This window comes from Sporosarcina sp. P16b (assembly GCF_002743065.1).
Classification (GTDB): domain Bacteria; phylum Bacillota; class Bacilli; order Bacillales_A; family Planococcaceae; genus Sporosarcina.
This window is the reverse complement of record NZ_PDYO01000008.1, coordinates 44,303-60,579: the sequence shown is the minus strand read 5'-3', so window position 1 is coordinate 60,579 and position 16,277 is coordinate 44,303. Positions and strand designations below refer to the sequence as shown.

Below are 16,277 nucleotides of genomic sequence, written 5' to 3'. Positions count from 1 at the left end.
TGAGCGCGTGCGGTGCATGATAGAGCGCGTGTGCACGCTGATAGAGCGCCTGGACACCGCCTTAGAGCGGTTAATCGAACATTATGATCGCTTATACGGTTTAATGAGCGAAACGGAACAGCCCTCTCCTACTTACCAAGGCTTCTATAAAACTAAAAACAGTCGCTGGCAGAAAAATGCTGGTGACTGTTTTTAGTTTATTTAATTAATCCATCCACGCAACATGTTGGTTGTTGACCCCATCATAACGCGTGCACGCCCGTCGCGTATGAACTTCTCTACCTAACCCGTCATATTACTACGGCCACTTGACACTCGCAACAATTCATCTCCCCTTTTTAGTTAACTAGTACATATTTAATAATAATAGATAGGTTTCTTTTACATATTCGGAACGCCCAATGGCTTCAGACAATACTGTTAAATGTTATAATAAATATATAGATAAGGAGGCATATGCGATGAAAAAATGGATGAGTATAGCTCTCTTAAGTTGCATATTATTTCTAAGTGCTTGTGCAGCAACCGATACGAATAAATTGACGATGCCTGAACTTACAGATCGTGAAAAACAAATACTTGAAACAGCTGCTAATACTGCATTTGTCTTTGATTATACAGCCGATCAAAACTACAAAAAGGTAACTTTATGGGTAGAAAAGTACAATAAAGGTAAGAAGGTTGCAGAACCGATCAGCGAGTTATCTACTCCACTGCCTGGTGAGTCGACGAAGGGAAGCATCGTTTTGACGGTCACACAAACTCTCGAGGAAGAATTATTATTCTCCGCAAGTGTTAGTGACGCTAAAGGCTCTGCGAGTGTGAGTAATCAAGAAGAACTTAAGAGTATGGATGACATGGCGATTCTATTTAATACCAATCCACAAGAAGGTTTACTTCTCTCGGACAACATGTTGTTGGCCGGTATCATCTACACATCTACGACAGAAGGTTCACCAACTAGTACGTTATCTAACGATTTTTATGAACAAAAAGAAGGCTACTTGGACGAATTAAAAGAATACGATGTGGTTTACGTATTACGGGCTTCGTTTGAGAAATAAAAGAACTGGATGACAAGTACACGACTTGTCGCCCAGATCCCGATTGGTAATTCAATTCTGCAAATACTCTTTTACTGCCTGCGAAACAGTCTTTCCTTCCGCACGACCAGCAACTTCCTTCATGACAACGCCGATTGTCTGCCCCATTGATGCATCGGTTGGAATGCCTAAAGAAGCTATCAATTCTTTTACTTCTTCCACATTCATCTGTTTCGGCAAATACGATTCAACAATGGCGATCTTCGCTTTTTCCGCCTCCACGATATCTTCACGATTGGCTTTTTGACCTTCTTCAAGCGATTGTTTGGTTTGCTTAAGCTCACGCTGAACGATTTTGATTTCTTCTTCAATCGTCAGTTCACGCTTTAAATCAAGTGATTCATTCTGTAGACCTGCCCTCAATAAATTGATGACACCTTTCTTCATTGTGTCTTTTTCCTTCATTGCTGTCCTTATATCGGCCATTAAACGATCTCTTAGTTCTGACATTGAAATCCCTCGTTTCTATAGTGTTACTTACAGTATACAAAATAATCCTGCGTTCAGTCTTGTATTGTCACTCCGCCTTAATTGACGAAAGTAGCGGTCTGGTTTACACTTTTTAGTAAGCAACTTCTTCATTTAGCGTAAGGCCATAAACCTTATCTATTGGAGGAGTTTTTCGACATGTATAAAAAAGGAGTTCATTATATGAAAAAAAGTGTAGTACTCGCGGAAAAGCCTTCCGTGGCGAGGGATATTGCCCGCGTGCTGAACTGCAATAAAAAAGGTAACGGCTATTTAGAAGGCGATAAATATATCGTGACATGGGCTCTTGGACACTTGGTGACACTCGCTGATCCAGAAAATTATGATACGAAATTCAAGACGTGGAAACTAGATGATCTACCGATGATGCCCAAGGACTTGAAACTTACCGTCATTAAACAAACGAGCAGACAATATAATGCCGTAAAAGCACAACTACTTCGCACGGACGTTTCAGATATCATTATCGGGACAGATGCTGGACGTGAAGGAGAATTAGTCGCACGTTGGATTATTGAAAAAGCGAATGTTAAGAAGCCGATTAAACGTCTATGGATTTCATCCGTAACGGACAAGGCAATTAAAGATGGTTTCGCTCAGTTAAAACCTGGTACAGCTTATGAAAATTTATTTGAAGCTGCAGTCGCCCGCTCTGAAGCTGATTGGTATATCGGTCTTAATGCCACGCGTGCACTGACAACCAAATTTAACGCACAACTGAACTGCGGACGTGTGCAGACACCTGTCGTTGCAATTATTGCACAGCGTGAAGAGGAGATTAATACCTTCCGTCCTAAAACATTTTACGGCATCGAAGCACAGTCTGACTCCAAATTAAAACTGACATGGCAGGATGCAAAAACAGGCGATACCCGTTCATTTGACCGTGATAAACTATCTGCCATCGTCCAAAAATTGGATGGCAAGCAAGCTGTAATTGAAAATGTCGAGAAGAAAGCGAAAAAGACATTCTCACCAGGTCTATACGATTTAACTGAATTACAGCGTGATGCCAACAAAATGTTTGGCTACTCGGCAAAAGATACACTCAACATCATGCAGAAATTATATGAACAACATAAAATACTTACCTATCCACGCACCGACTCTCGCTTCCTTTCAAGCGATCTCGTTGCAACACTTCCCGAGCGCTTGAAAACTGTCGGTATAGGCGAATATCGTGCACTTGCGAATAAAATATTGAAGAAACCGCTGAAGACGAGTAAGTCCTTTGTTGACGATAGCAAAGTATCCGATCACCACGCAATCATTCCGACAGAAGAAATCGTATTACTCGACAAATTGTCCGATCGCGAACGGAAAATCTATGATCTGGTTGTTAAGCGATTCTTAGCCGTTCTGTTCCCAGCACATGAATACGAACAACTAACGGTTCATGCAAAAATTGCAGACGAACGATTCACAGCACGCGGAAAAACCATTTTGGCCGCTGGTTGGAAAGAAGTTTATAATAACCAATTCGATGAAGAAGAAACTGAACAGGACACAAAAGAACAATTATTGCCTAAGCTCGTAGCAGGCGATAAGCTAGACATCAAACTCATCAAAGAAACATCTGGACAAACGAAGCCCCCTGCCCGATTCAATGAAGCTACATTATTATCTGCAATGGAAAATCCAACGAAATATATAGGTACACAGGATAAGAAACTTGCTGATACATTGAAATCTACAGGCGGACTAGGAACCGTGGCAACGCGTGCTGATATTATCGATAAGCTCTTTAACTCCTTCCTGATCGAAAAACGTGGAAAAGACATCCACGTCACGAACAAAGGAAAACAGTTGCTCGAATTAGTACCGGATGAATTGAAATCTCCTTTGCTGACAGCGGAGTGGGAATTGAAACTAGAGAAGATTGCAAAAGGTCAGCTGAAAAAAGAAGATTTCATTAATGAAATGAAGGGCTATACAAAGGAAATTGTTTCAGAGATTAAAGCGAGCGAAGCGAAGTTTAAGCATGATAATATTTCTACAAAAACATGTCCAGACTGCGGTAAGCCGATGCTTGAAGTAAATGGCAAGCACGGCAAGATGCTCGTTTGTCAGGATCGTGAGTGTGGTCACCGTAAAAACGTCTCCCGTGTCACGAACGCACGCTGTCCACAGTGTAAGAAGAAGATGGAGCTACGGGGTGAAGGCGACGGGCAGATCTTTACGTGTAAGTGTGGTTATCGAGAAAAGCTTTCTACGTTCAAAGCGCGACGTGAAAAGGATTCAAAAGGTAAGGTCAACAAGCGCGATGTGCAGAAGTATTTAAAGAAAACCAATGATGATGAGCCTGTCAATAATCCATTTGCAGATGCTTTGAAAGGGTTAAAGCTGGACGACTAATATCAAAAAATGCTGGCTATTGTGTTGAGGTGGGGATTGAGTGCAAAGATGTGCTCCTAACGCTTCGCTTTAACTCGCAAAAGCCCTCCTACGCGCCAATCCCTTACAATATGAGTGATTGATACTTTTGGTTGTGCATTAAAGTAAATGCTGTAATAGCTTTTGAACTTCAGTACTTGAATCTAAATGAGTTAAGGCAAAAAAATAATTCACATACTACTTACAGTGAGTGATCTAAGTACCCGCACTGTCAATGTAGGATGGAAGCGGAAGTTGGTGGCGACTCCCGATGGATCAGCCCGATCAGGTGAGACAACCAAAAGAGAGCGCAGCGAACTGGTTGGCTCACCGCGGGCCCATGGGAAAGCGTCCGCCAACTGGAGCTTCAATCCCCAACACAACACCACTTCACTCTCTACAGTATTTGTACTTTAAATCACTAAAAAAGCTGTCCCACAAAACTTCGTGGGACAGCTTTTAATTTCTTTATTAGTAAGCTCTTGCAAACCAAACCGTATGCTTCGACTCATTTCCACAATTAATACATGTGGATTTCTCTGCCGGTGGGTTGAATGGAATATTACGTGTTGTAAACTTCGTTTCATCTTTGACATGTTCTTCACATGCGTCATCTCCACACCAGCCTGCAAGGATCCAGCCTGGAGTTACTTCGTTTGTCACACTATCTTCAATATGCTTCTGCAACTCATCCAGCGTATCGATGTTCGTATGGGAATGTTCGTCACGGAACATACGAGCATTTTCAAGCAATCGCTTCTGCATCGTCTGTAGTTCTTGCTCGATGCTCGCTACAGCTTCAGTCAGGTCAACTGCTACTTTCTCGCCGCCGTCACGCGCTTTCATTAATGCTTGATTGTTATCAAGATCACGTGGTCCTAGTTCTAGACGTACTGGAACACCTTTTAATTCATATTCATTAAACTTGAAACCTGGAGACTGGTCAGAATCGTCTAAACGAACACGAATGCCTTTAGATTTCAATTCAGCGTAGATTTCGTCTAGCTTTTCCATGATGGCAGGATTCTTCTTCCAAGGACCCACTGGGATCAGCACGACTTGTGTCGGTGCAATGCGCGGTGGTAATACAAGACCTTGCTCGTCACCATGTACCATGATAACAGAACCGATCAAGCGTGTGGATGTCCCCCACGATGTCGTATGCACGAACTGATGCTTATTTTCTTTTGTTAAGTATTTGATATCAAATGCTTCCGCAAACTTTGTTCCGAGGTAATGTGAAGTTCCGGCTTGTACTGCTTTACCATCTTTCATCATCGCTTCAATCGAGAATGTATCAATAGCACCCGCAAAACGCTCCGATGGTGTTTTCTGACCGTCATATACAGGAATTGCAAGTAGGTCTTCTACAACTTCTTTGTAGATTTCCAACATTTGCATCGTCTCATGGCGCGCTTCTTCTTCATCTACGTGTGCAGTATGTCCTTCTTGCCATAAAAATTCTGATGTCCGAATGAATGGTAACGTCTTTTTCTCCCAGCGGAATACGTTTGCCCACTGGTTGATCAATACAGGAAGATCACGATAGCTCTTGATCCAGTCGGAATACAAATGACCAATCATCGTTTCTGACGTCGGACGTAGCGCTAAACGTTCTTCCAATTTCTCGCCCGCGGCTTCTGTTACCCAGGGCAATTCTGGAGAAAATCCTTCGATATGATCTTTTTCTTTTTCAAAAAACGACTCCGGAATTAGCATTGGAAAATATGCATTACGGTGACCCGTTTCTTTAAAACGACGATTCATTTCATCTTGAATATGCTCCCAGATTTCATAGCCGTCCGGTTTAAACGCGATACATCCGCGCACTGGTGTATAATCCATTAAATCCGCTTTCTGGATTGTGTCGATATACCATTTCGTAAAATCATTTTGCTGATTGCTCATTACTTCATTTCCTCCTTAGTAAAAACCGCACTCTTGTTATTCCATACTGTTAATCATATAACAAATCAAGCATTCCTACAATTGAATGCCGTCATAATGCTTGTCCGACATCATCAACACCACAAAAAAACTGCCCTCACTCACGAGGACAGCCTTCGGCTAAACTAATTTCTCTTCTGCAAAGACAAATTGTGGTTCGCGTTCTACCTTCTCAGCTTCTTCGCCAAAGCGACCTTCCCACTTCGACAATACAACTGTTGCAAGTGCGTTTCCGACTACGTTAACTACTGTACGTGCCATATCTAGCAAACGGTCGATACCCGCGATGAACGCCAATCCTTCAAGCGGAATGCCTACTGTTCCAAGCGTTGCAAGTAACACGACGAAAGAAACGCCAGGTACGCCCGCAATTCCTTTAGACGTAATCATTAACACCAAAACCAATGTGATTTGTTCCGTAATACTCAACTGAATTCCATACATTTGTGCAATAAACATTGCAGCCAATGCCTGATAAAGTGTAGATCCGTCTAGATTAAACGAATAGCCGGTCGGCACAACGAAAGATACGATATCTTTTGGACAACCGAACTTTTGCATTTTCTCCATCACTTTCGGTAACACCGTTTCCGAACTGGACGTAGAAAACGCTAGGATTAACTCGTCCTTTAGGATTTTCATGAGGTGGAAGATGTTCACGCCGACTATCTTCGCGATTCCACCTAACACGACGATGATGAAGAATATCATCGTTGCATATACAAGAACCATTAATTTACCCATCGGGATGAGTGATTCCAAACCGAATTTGGATACGGTTACACCAATTAACGCGAATACACCAAATGGTGCAAATTTCATAATCATATTCGTTACCCAGAACATCGCGTCTGCGACCCCTTGGAAGACATCCAGTACCGGTTTGCCGCGCTCTCCGATTGCCGCTACGCCTAATCCAAATAATACAGAGAAGAAAATGATTGGCAACATATCACCATTCGCCATCGAGTCTACGATATTACTTGGTACGATGCCAACCAACACATCCATGAAGCCGCCATTCTGCACTTCTTCCGTTGTTTGAACATATTGCGAAATGTCACCTTTTTCAAGAGAAGACATATCAATGCCCTCACCCGGTTTGAAAATATTAGCTGACATTAGACCAACAATAATCGCAATCGTTGTAACAATTTCAAAATATAAAAGCGTTTTACCGCCAAGTTTTCCTAATTTCTTAATATCACCTGTACCTGCTACTCCAATTACCAACGTTGAAATAATAATAGGTACTACGATCATTTTAATCATATTGATGAACATCGTGCCGATTGGTTGTAAATATCTTTCTACGCTAGGATTACCGTAGAAGATTGCACCGACTGCAATACCTAAAACCAATCCAATCAATATTTGGTAAGCTAAAGACAATTTAAATATCTTTCTCATTGATAATCCCCCTTTAATGTTCTCTGAAAACGCTTTCTTTCAGTAACTTATTCATATCTTACGGGGGGCCTACAAAATTCTACGGCATCCTACAAAAACTATTTTCGTTTATCTACCGTCTCCATATATAAAACATGCAAGAACTTCTTACTGTTCACTTTGATGGGCTTATTATCGAAAGTTTCTTCTTGAATCTGTTTCATTCGCAGACTAATCTCTTGGAAATCAAAAAATCGCGGTGCATAGTATTCAAATTCATCGATTGTATAATCCACTGCGCCAAGTGATGCTAAGTGTTCCATTGCAGTAAGGATCGCCCGACGAATTCTTTGTTCCATTGCCTTACTTTCCTTTTGGATGTCTTGATCAGGTACACCTAGTTTAGTTAAGGCATCTTCATATAATCCTTTTAAAGGCGGTAGCTGAATAGCTCGTTGTTCAGTCAAGACTTCCATGATGGCTATGATGTCGCGGCTCGCGCTGTCACTGTAGATTCCCATATCGTGTAACTTTTTCAGTACAATATCTTTTACCGGTTGCTGTACTTTTGGCTGCTCGACGGAAGCGAATTGTGCCAATGATTCCCGAATCGTAAGTAAGGAGTTTTTCAGGCGGAGCTGTTCTGCTGTACGTCGCACTATACTTTGGACTTCTATTTGATTGATTGGTTTATGTATGAAGAACTCTACCCCGACTTGATAAGCTTCTCCAACCATTTCTTTATTGACGACTTGGCTCAACATAATGAATTGGCCGCTGTAGCCTTCTGTTTTCAATTGTTGAATCGTTTCAATTCCGTCAAGTTCCGGCATTAGTAAATCAATCAATACAACGTCTGGAGCCAAGGATAAGATTTGAGGAATAGCTTTTACTCCGCTATCCGCCTCTCCAATTACCATCCCTTCCGCCTCAGTCAAGATGTTTTTCAGCATCACACGGCTTGCTTTGTCATCATCTACGATAAAATATCTCATGTTTCTATCTCCTTCATGATGGATTTCATAGGGATTTTCACGGTTACGATCAGACCTTTATCCAAACGTTCTACAACAATCGTACCTTGCATCGCGTCAATAATAGTGGAAACATGCGATAACCCGATACCTGTTGCTGCCGTTCCTTGATCCGTAAATTTCGTTGTATAACCCGGTTCAAAAATTACGTCTTCATGTTCAATAGGAATCCCTTTTCCTGTATCGCGTACACTAAAACACACCCATTCCTCATCACTGTCAATTGTAATGAATATATGGCCTTTCTCTTCAATCGCTTCTACCGCATTCGCTGTCAAATTGTTTAACACGGCAAGTAAAGGTACGTGCTGACCCGTTTGGAAGTCCTCGTGAATTGTAGTTTCCAATACACATTCCTTACCAATCATTTCACTATATTTTTCATTCGCAGTGACGACCATGTCGAGTAAATCAGATAAGTAAAATGCCTCTATCTGTTGCCGAGTTGTCCACTTTGACAATCCTGCTAAAATACGCTGGGAATCTTTTTTCACTTCGTGGATCTCCTGCGCGATGTGTAACGCTTGGCTGCTAAGCTCCTTTTGATTCTCTTTTTTGAGCTTGCGGTATAAGTCATGACTTGACGCGGTGATTTGTTCTATATGATTCATGGATTTTTGCAAATATAACGCTTCCGCATATAGTTCCGAACCTACTCCGAGCATCTCTTCTACACGCTGCTTCTCTTTTGATAATGCCACGGAACTATATAACCCCACTGTGAAGAAACTACGTAATAACGCGACGCCTACGAGTATTCCCCATTCTTTACTATTAAGTAGTGAACTATGCAGCCACCAGTTACGCAGTGCATGCTCAGACGTGTTGCTAATTACTTCAAATAAGAAGGCCAACGCACCAAGTCGAAGTGGGAAAGATTTATACTTTTCAAGTCCAACAAAGTGCCAGCCGACCGCGATGATAAAGTAAAATAAAAAAACCGGTACATGCATCTGTAAACTTTCAAATAAAGCAGCGCCCAGCCATAGCTCTTTCGTTACGCGAAATACAACTACGGTAACTGCCGTAAGAAATCCCGTGCGCAAAATAGAAACAGGTGGATAGATCAGAAACAGTAAAAAGAATAAAATACCGCCAAGCGCAAAACGAAATATTTCTCCGTCAAACGGCATCACTTTCAATTCACCGGTAAGGGCTGTCACGATTGCAATAAACACCATTCTGGCCGCTTCCGATTGATAGAATTGACGCCACATTAATTTTATATTCATAAGTTTCTACTCCTAATAAAATAAGTAATTGTACACGTATTATAGCAACCCAAAAACCAATGTACAGTTTTGGTATTAAACGGTACGGGTACAGTTAGATAGCCATTTATTATAGTAATATATCGAATGGCTGAAAATAGTATCAAATCTATTCATTATCCTTTTTCACTTATATCCATCAGTGTAACAGGAACCTTCTTGCGGTAATTGACGAAGCAGATACTGACAACGACAAGCAACAAGCCTACCCACAACGTATGCGTCATGGGCTCTCTGACAAATACTGTACTGATCAACACAGAAATTACGGGAACTAAAAAGGTAAAAACAGCCACCTTACTTGCCTCTCCCGCACGAATGAGTGAATAATAAATGATGTACGCAACCGGGATACCCATCGTTGCACCGAATCCAAGTCCGAAAATATACATAGGATGCCACTCTATTGCAGACCAGCTCTCTGTAATGGCACTGACTATTAGCAGCACGACACCCCCTATAGTAAATTGCATCGCCACCATCCAGTACGCATCAATTTCCTCACTTACTTTTTTCACATAGGCAACCCCAATTGCCCAAAAGAAAGCGGTCAATACACCTAGTATCACGCCGAGCAACGAAATCTGGTTACTGAAATGTTCAACACTAACTACAACTATTCCGATGAACCCAATCAACAGGCCGGTTACTTTAATTGCCGTCATACTTTCACCCAACCACATCCAGGCAAATAGACCAAGAAGAACGGGCTGGAAATATACAAGTACAGAGAATAACCCGCCCGGCAAATAGTGCAGTCCAATTGTATGTAATCCAAAAAACAGGATGGTATTGAAAAGAGCCGATATACAATACTTCCGCCAATGTTGACGCCATTGCAACCTGTCACGTAGTTTTATAATTAGCAATGCAATCAAACAACCGCCAAGTAATGCACGCATTCCCGAGAATACTAGTGGTGGTGCATACACAATCGATAGTTTGTAAATTGGCCAACTGACACCCCAAATCCCTACTAACATTACCAACGCCAAGGAAGATTTCGTGAATAGCTTGTTCACTCCCCCATCCTTTCCACTGTATTTACCATTTTGATGTAGTCTATTCCCGCTATCCTTTTTCTGACTACAATCAAAGACAAAGGTTTTCTTTTTTGCAAAAGTTCCTTATGATTACTATTGGAGGCGATTTACTTGAAAAAGCTATTCGCAATAATGATAACTACTGCTGTACTAGCAGCTTGTAGCAATGAGGAACCGAAAGATCCGATTGAATCAACAGAACCAGTTGAAGAGACAGTACCGAAAGAACAAGCAGGCGATGAAGTAGAAAAAGGGCTAAAAGCAGATACAATAGAGCATGAATACGTTGCGTTTGCTGATGACCAAGTACCTGTCAATTCCAAAGTAAAGTTTCTTGGAACTGTGACGGCTGTTATCGAAGGAACATTAACTGTGCAAAGCAACGCTGATGAATCCTCGGATGAAATCGTATATGTGAAAGATATTCGACTTGGAGAACGTATGGATATTTTGGAAGGCTCTGAAGTTTCCGTTTACGGTACGTATGTAGGGAAAAACGATGAAGATATACCGGTTATTAAAGGAATTTTCATTGATGTGGACTAAAAACTACAAAGAAGTCATTTGAAGCGCCATACTATAGTATGTCGCTTTTTTCGGAAAGAGAGGATTGCATGCAACGAAAACTAGTAGATTACGCCGCTTTACTCTTGGGATCCTTTATATTTGCACTTGGAATTAACTATTTTGCGATTCCGAATATGCTATCTGAAGGTGGCGTTATTGGGATTACTATCATTACATACTATTTATTCGAATGGTCTCCTGGACTCGTCAGTTTCATAATCAACTTAGCACTCGTTGCAATCGGGTACAAATTCTTCAGTAAACGGACGATAATCTATACGGTCATCACCATCATATTCTCGTCCGTTTTCCTTGAGCTTACGAAGAATTGGGGAGAACAGTTAGGCAGTGACACATTACTGGCTGCGTTGTTTGCCGGTTTATTTGTTGGTGGTGGTCTCGGAATGATCTTTCGTGTTGGCGGTACTTCCGGAGGTGCGACAACAGTGGCACGGATGCTTCAGCAGTGGCTCGGATGGAGCGTTGGGAAAGCGATGCTCGTCATTGATATTTCCGTCATTTTATTGTCAGCTTTTGTTATCGGTAAAGAAAAAGCAATGTTCACACTCGTTGCTGTCTACGTGGGTGCAAAAGTGATCGATAAAATCGTCGACGGTGCAGATGATCGTAAAGCCGTGATGATTATTTCGAAACACCAAGAAGACATTCGCCAAGAATTGCTCACTACAATGGGCAGAGGTGTCACGATTCTCGATGGACGCGGCGGCTATACGCTCGAGAGACAAGCAATTTTATATATTATTATTAACCAGACGGAAATTGTTCAATTGCGACGTATTTTAGAGAAAGTAGACGAAGATGCATATGTCACAATCAATAATGTACAAGAGGTTTTTAAGCGTGGATTCAAGGAAAGGCGACCAAAATAAATTGTTCTCACAGTCTATAAGAGAGGCAATTTCGCAGTCATTTTACTTGCTGCCAAAGGATTTTAATCAACGTGAAATGTATTCTATGTAAAGTTATAATAATTAATCAGCCCCTGCCTGCCTATTATTCGGTAGGTTTCTTTTTGTTTTAGACTATTCAACCTCCTCGCAAGAGTCGCAACTATCTTCCAATTTAATTATTTCAATAAAGCATTTCACTCAACAGAGTTCTTCTATATACTTGATACTGTCTAAAAAATTTATACCTTTTTGTGATAGATTGAATAGTGTTTTTTTAAGTGGGAGGAAATTATCATGGATCAACAGAAAAAAGGATTTTTCCAGAAGTTTTTGGATATGATCGAGAAAACTGGTAACCGATTGCCACATCCGGTTACATTATTTGCTGTTTTGGCTTTATTGGTAGTCGTCATCTCGGCAGTTGTCTCTTACTTCGGCGTAAGTGCTGAACATCCGGGTAAAGAAGGCGAAATGATTGAAGTAAATAATTTACTGAGTAGTGAAGGTATTCTTTACATCATTACGAATATGACCGATAACTTTATCGGTTTCGCTCCGCTTGGTGTTGTACTCATCACGATGCTTGGTATTGGTGTTGCGGAAGGTTCAGGTTTGATCAGTGCTTTACTTCGCGGCTTTGTAATGTCTGTTCCAAAACGAATGATCACGCTTGGACTAGTATTTGCAGGTGTTTTGTCGAGTGTAGCGTCTGACGCGGGCTATGTTGTCTTGCCTCCACTAGGTGCGGTATTGTTCGCAGCACTTGGTAGACACCCTCTTGCGGGTCTAGCAGCTGCCTTTGCCGGGGTTTCCGGTGGATTCAGTGCAAACTTGTTACTTTCTGGTACCGATGCATTACTTGGCGAATTGACGATCATGTCAGCAGCAATCATCAATCCTGAATACGCAGAAGGTATGAATATTGCCATGAACTACTACTTCATCGCATTTTCTGTTATCGTTCTGACTATCGTTGGTGCGTGGGTCACAGAAAAAATCGTAGAACCACGTCTTGGCGAATATAATGGTGAATTCCGTGAGAAAGTTAAAAAGCTGACTCGTCTTGAAAAGAAAGGGTTGATTTTAGCAGGTGTTTCTGTCGTTGTTGCAGGAGCATTGGTTGCCCTTCTTGTCGTATTCCCGGGTGCTCCATTGCGTGGGGATGAAGCGGATATGCCAATCATCAAATCACCATTCATGAAATCGCTCGTGCCGATTATTGCATTCCTGTTCTTTGTACCGGGTCTTGTCTACGGTAGAGTAACGAAACTGATTCGTAATGACAAAGACGTAGCCGCTATGATGTCCACGACGATGTCTGCAATGGGAATGTTTATCGTCTTGTCATTCACGGCAAGTCAGTTTGTTGCCTTTTTCTCAGAGTCAAACATGGGCTTAGTGTTAGGTGTTTACGGCGCAAACTTCCTTGACAGCATTAATTTAACGGGAATTCCATTGTTACTGATGTTCATCCTAATTGCAGCGTTCATCAACTTGTTCATCGGTAGTGCATCTGCAAAATGGGCCATGATGGCACCAGTCTTCGTACCGATTATGATGCAGCTCGGCTATTCCCCTGAACTGACGCAAATGGCATATCGTGTGGCAGATTCTTCAACTAATATTATTTCACCACTCATGACCTATTTTGCGATCATTATTGCGTTTGCGCAGAAGTACGATAAGAAAATGGGGATTGGAACGCTCGTTTCCGTTATGTTCCCTTATTCCATGTTCTTCTTACTATTCTGGAGCGCCACGTTAATTATTTGGATGTTGCTAGGAATTGATCTTGGACCTGGCTCCCCTATTTATTACTTGAAATAAGACGATCAGTACCCCGAAAGAGCATTCTTTGCTCTTTCGGGTTTTTTTATGATACGATAGTAGTTGATAATAGTTTTCATTTAGAGTGATTCTATTTAAGTAAAGGAGTTTTACATTATGGGCTACGAAGGAAAAAACGATGTAGAAAAATCAATCATGAGCAGACGCTCTATTAAGAAGTTTAAAAAAGATCCGGTTGATATAGATGAAGTGATTGAATTATTGAATGTTGCGAAGTGGGCACCTAACCATAAATTGACTCAACCTTGGCGTTTTCAGTTATACACAGACGCTGGCAAGGAAAAATTCGTGGAAGCGTTTCTGGCTTCACAAGAACTAGACGGTGCCTTACCAGATAAAGCTAAGAACAAAGCAGCATATTTCCGCGACATTCCCCTTCACTTAGTCGCCATCATGCCAGAAGACTCCCGTAAAAAACGCTGGGATGAAGACTATGCTGCAATTTCCGCAATGATTCAAAACTTCCAGCTCGCCGCATGGGAACGCGGTATTGGGATGATCTGGCGTACCAATGATTGGACGCATGATCCAGTATTTAAAAACGCAATCGATGTAGCACCTGATGAAAAAATTGTTGGGACATTGATGATTGGTTATCCTGCACATATTCCTAAAGCTGAGGAAAGGAAGAATATAGAGGAGTTACTTATAATTATCAATGAATGATTTCCAATAAAATAGCAATGCCCCTCATTGCCTGCTTGTCCGTGAACAGCAAGCAAGAAATGAGGGGCTCATTTATTCATTCATCGAAATCCAGTTTAGTACATATAGTATTTACTTTTTGACTATTCCTTGCTCGACCGCTAGCTCTTTGGCTACCTTAGGAGCATACCAGATAACAGGAAGTAATAGAATGGATACTGGGACAGCTGCGATGACTACAAAGGATTGTAAGGCCCCAATTCCACCCCCGCCAATCTTTATAAGTATCGTAGCAATTGTTGCCATGATCATAACCCAAAATACACGAACTGATTTTGGTGGATTGCCCACACCTGTTACGGCCATGGATATCGAGTAAGACATTGAATCCACCGTAGTTACCACAAACAAAGTGGTCAGTATCAAGAAAACGGATGGCATGATAGTTCCAAGCGGCATCTGCTCTGCTATTGCAATAATTGCACTAGGCAAGCCGCCTTCAGTTAACGGTTCACTCACTGACCCCGCATTTTTCAGCTCATAGAATATACCGCTACCTCCGAGGATTGTGAACCAAAGATTGGCTACAACTGGTGCAATAATGGCTACTACAACAAATATCTCTCTGATCTTCCTTCCATTAGAGATCCTGGCTACGAATAGCGCCACTAACGGTCCAAATCCGATAAACCAACCGAAGAAAAATAACATCCATGAACCAAGCCACGCATTGTCTCCGCGAAACGTACTGATAGTAATAAATTCACTGACGTATGTTCCATAAGAGGTCAGGAAAGAATTGACGATGAATAATCCCGGCCCGAACAACAATAGAAATACAGCAATCACAGCTACCATATTGACATTCAGCTTACTTAAAAATTGTATCCCTCTATTGATGCCCGTAAGTGTAGATATCAGAACAACTCCAGTCAAAATAGCGATGACTGCGAGCTGTATAGTAAATTGATCGGTGATTCCGAAAATAGAACTGAGTCCATAGCTGACTTGTAAACCTAGAAAGCCGATCGGACCAATTGTTCCCGCTGCTGCCCCGATTATACAAAACACATCTGCTGCTGTGCCCCATTTACTTGTCAGGATTTTTTCTTTCAAAATAGGGTAAAGAAGAGTGCGTGGTTTCAAAGGCATTCCTTTATGTTTATGCGCATAAATGAGGATGATCGCACTGATCGCTCCATACACTGACCATGCAGTAAACCCCCATGACATATAACTTTGGGCAAGCGCAGGTCCAATTGCTTCTTCTGTTCCTTCTGTGATTCCTTTATGCATCGGAGGAACGTCCAAAAAGTAATACATAGGCTCTGCTGCTGCCCAAAAAACTCCACCTGCTCCAAGTCCGGTAGTCAAAATAACGGCCACCCACTTAAAATAACTCATTTCAGGTTTTGGGGAATCTCCTAAACGTACTTTTCCGTACTTTGATATGGCTAAAACTGCTCCGACTACAAATGTCGCAATCATTAGGAATTGCCAATATACCCCGAAATAGCGAATAGATAATTCAAATCCCTTATTTACAAATGCATTTACCGCTTCCACTTCAAAAAGTGAAAACAATACAAACGCCAACAATACCCCTCCACTACATACAAACACCGGCCAATCAATCTTTCTACGTATGAACTGCCAA

Annotated in this window: 13 protein-coding genes; 6 read left to right on the top strand and 7 right to left on the bottom strand. The window is 41.6% G+C overall.

Translation table 11 applies throughout. The annotated features are described in order from the left end of the window. The first annotated feature begins 461 nt into the window (after positions 1-461). On the top strand, positions 462-1,064 hold the full coding sequence (locus CSV77_RS10825; RefSeq protein ID WP_099673431.1) for a hypothetical protein: 603 nt from the start codon (positions 462-464) through the stop codon (positions 1,062-1,064). A 51-nt stretch (positions 1,065-1,115) separates the two neighbouring features. Here the strand turns inward: CSV77_RS10825 and CSV77_RS10820 are convergent, their stop codons facing one another. Next, positions 1,116-1,553 (bottom strand): GatB/YqeY domain-containing protein, encoded by a 438-nt coding sequence (locus CSV77_RS10820; protein WP_099632016.1) that lies wholly within the window; start codon positions 1,551-1,553, stop codon positions 1,116-1,118. Between the two features lie 201 nt (positions 1,554-1,754). On the opposite strand from CSV77_RS10820, the gene CSV77_RS10815 reads away from it, so the two are divergent. Further along, a complete protein-coding gene (locus tag CSV77_RS10815) occupies positions 1,755-3,947 on the top strand; it encodes a DNA topoisomerase III (protein ID WP_099673495.1) in 2,193 nt (730 codons plus the stop codon). A gap of 489 nt (positions 3,948-4,436) precedes the next feature. Here the strand turns inward: CSV77_RS10815 and proS are convergent, their stop codons facing one another. From proS to CSV77_RS10785, 5 genes are all read right to left on the bottom strand, one after another. Further along, positions 4,437-5,873 carry a proline--tRNA ligase gene (proS, locus tag CSV77_RS10805; protein WP_099673429.1) on the bottom strand — a complete coding sequence of 479 codons (1,437 nt, stop codon included), beginning with the start codon at positions 5,871-5,873 and terminating at the stop codon, positions 4,437-4,439. A gap of 159 nt (positions 5,874-6,032) precedes the next feature. Beyond that, entirely contained in the window at positions 6,033-7,322 is a 1,290-nt protein-coding gene (locus CSV77_RS10800; protein ID WP_099673428.1) for a cation:dicarboxylate symporter family transporter, read from the bottom strand. 98 nt (positions 7,323-7,420) lie between these two features. After that, complete coding sequence (locus CSV77_RS10795; RefSeq protein WP_099632019.1) at positions 7,421-8,296, bottom strand: response regulator; 876 nt, start codon at positions 8,294-8,296, stop codon at positions 7,421-7,423. Beyond that, a complete protein-coding gene (locus CSV77_RS10790) occupies positions 8,293-9,567 on the bottom strand; it encodes a sensor histidine kinase (protein ID WP_099673427.1) in 1,275 nt (424 codons plus the stop codon). Before CSV77_RS10790 ends, CSV77_RS10795 begins: the two co-directional genes overlap by 4 nt. A 155-nt stretch (positions 9,568-9,722) precedes the next feature. After that, positions 9,723-10,628, bottom strand: a complete 906-nt coding sequence (locus CSV77_RS10785; protein WP_099673426.1) for a DMT family transporter — start codon at positions 10,626-10,628, stop codon at positions 9,723-9,725. 132 nt (positions 10,629-10,760) lie between these two features. On the opposite strand from CSV77_RS10785, the gene CSV77_RS10780 reads away from it, so the two are divergent. From CSV77_RS10780 to CSV77_RS10765, 4 genes are all read left to right on the top strand, one after another. Further along, positions 10,761-11,195, top strand: coding sequence for a hypothetical protein (locus CSV77_RS10780; protein ID WP_099673425.1), 435 nt, complete (start codon positions 10,761-10,763; stop codon positions 11,193-11,195). Between the two features lie 68 nt (positions 11,196-11,263). Continuing rightward, positions 11,264-12,106 (top strand): YitT family protein, encoded by an 843-nt coding sequence (locus tag CSV77_RS10775; protein ID WP_099632023.1) that lies wholly within the window; start codon positions 11,264-11,266, stop codon positions 12,104-12,106. 315 nt (positions 12,107-12,421) lie between these two features. Further along, complete coding sequence (locus CSV77_RS10770) at positions 12,422-13,954, top strand: AbgT family transporter (protein ID WP_099673424.1); 1,533 nt, start codon at positions 12,422-12,424, stop codon at positions 13,952-13,954. Positions 13,955-14,071: 117 nt separating this feature from the next. Further along, positions 14,072-14,641, top strand: a complete 570-nt coding sequence (locus tag CSV77_RS10765; protein ID WP_099673423.1) for a nitroreductase family protein — start codon at positions 14,072-14,074, stop codon at positions 14,639-14,641. Between the two features lie 111 nt (positions 14,642-14,752). Here the strand turns inward: CSV77_RS10765 and CSV77_RS10760 are convergent, their stop codons facing one another. After that, positions 14,753-16,267 carry a BCCT family transporter gene (locus CSV77_RS10760; RefSeq protein ID WP_233212224.1) on the bottom strand — a complete coding sequence of 505 codons (1,515 nt, stop codon included), beginning with the start codon at positions 16,265-16,267 and terminating at the stop codon, positions 14,753-14,755. Positions 16,268-16,277: the final 10 nt, after the last annotated feature.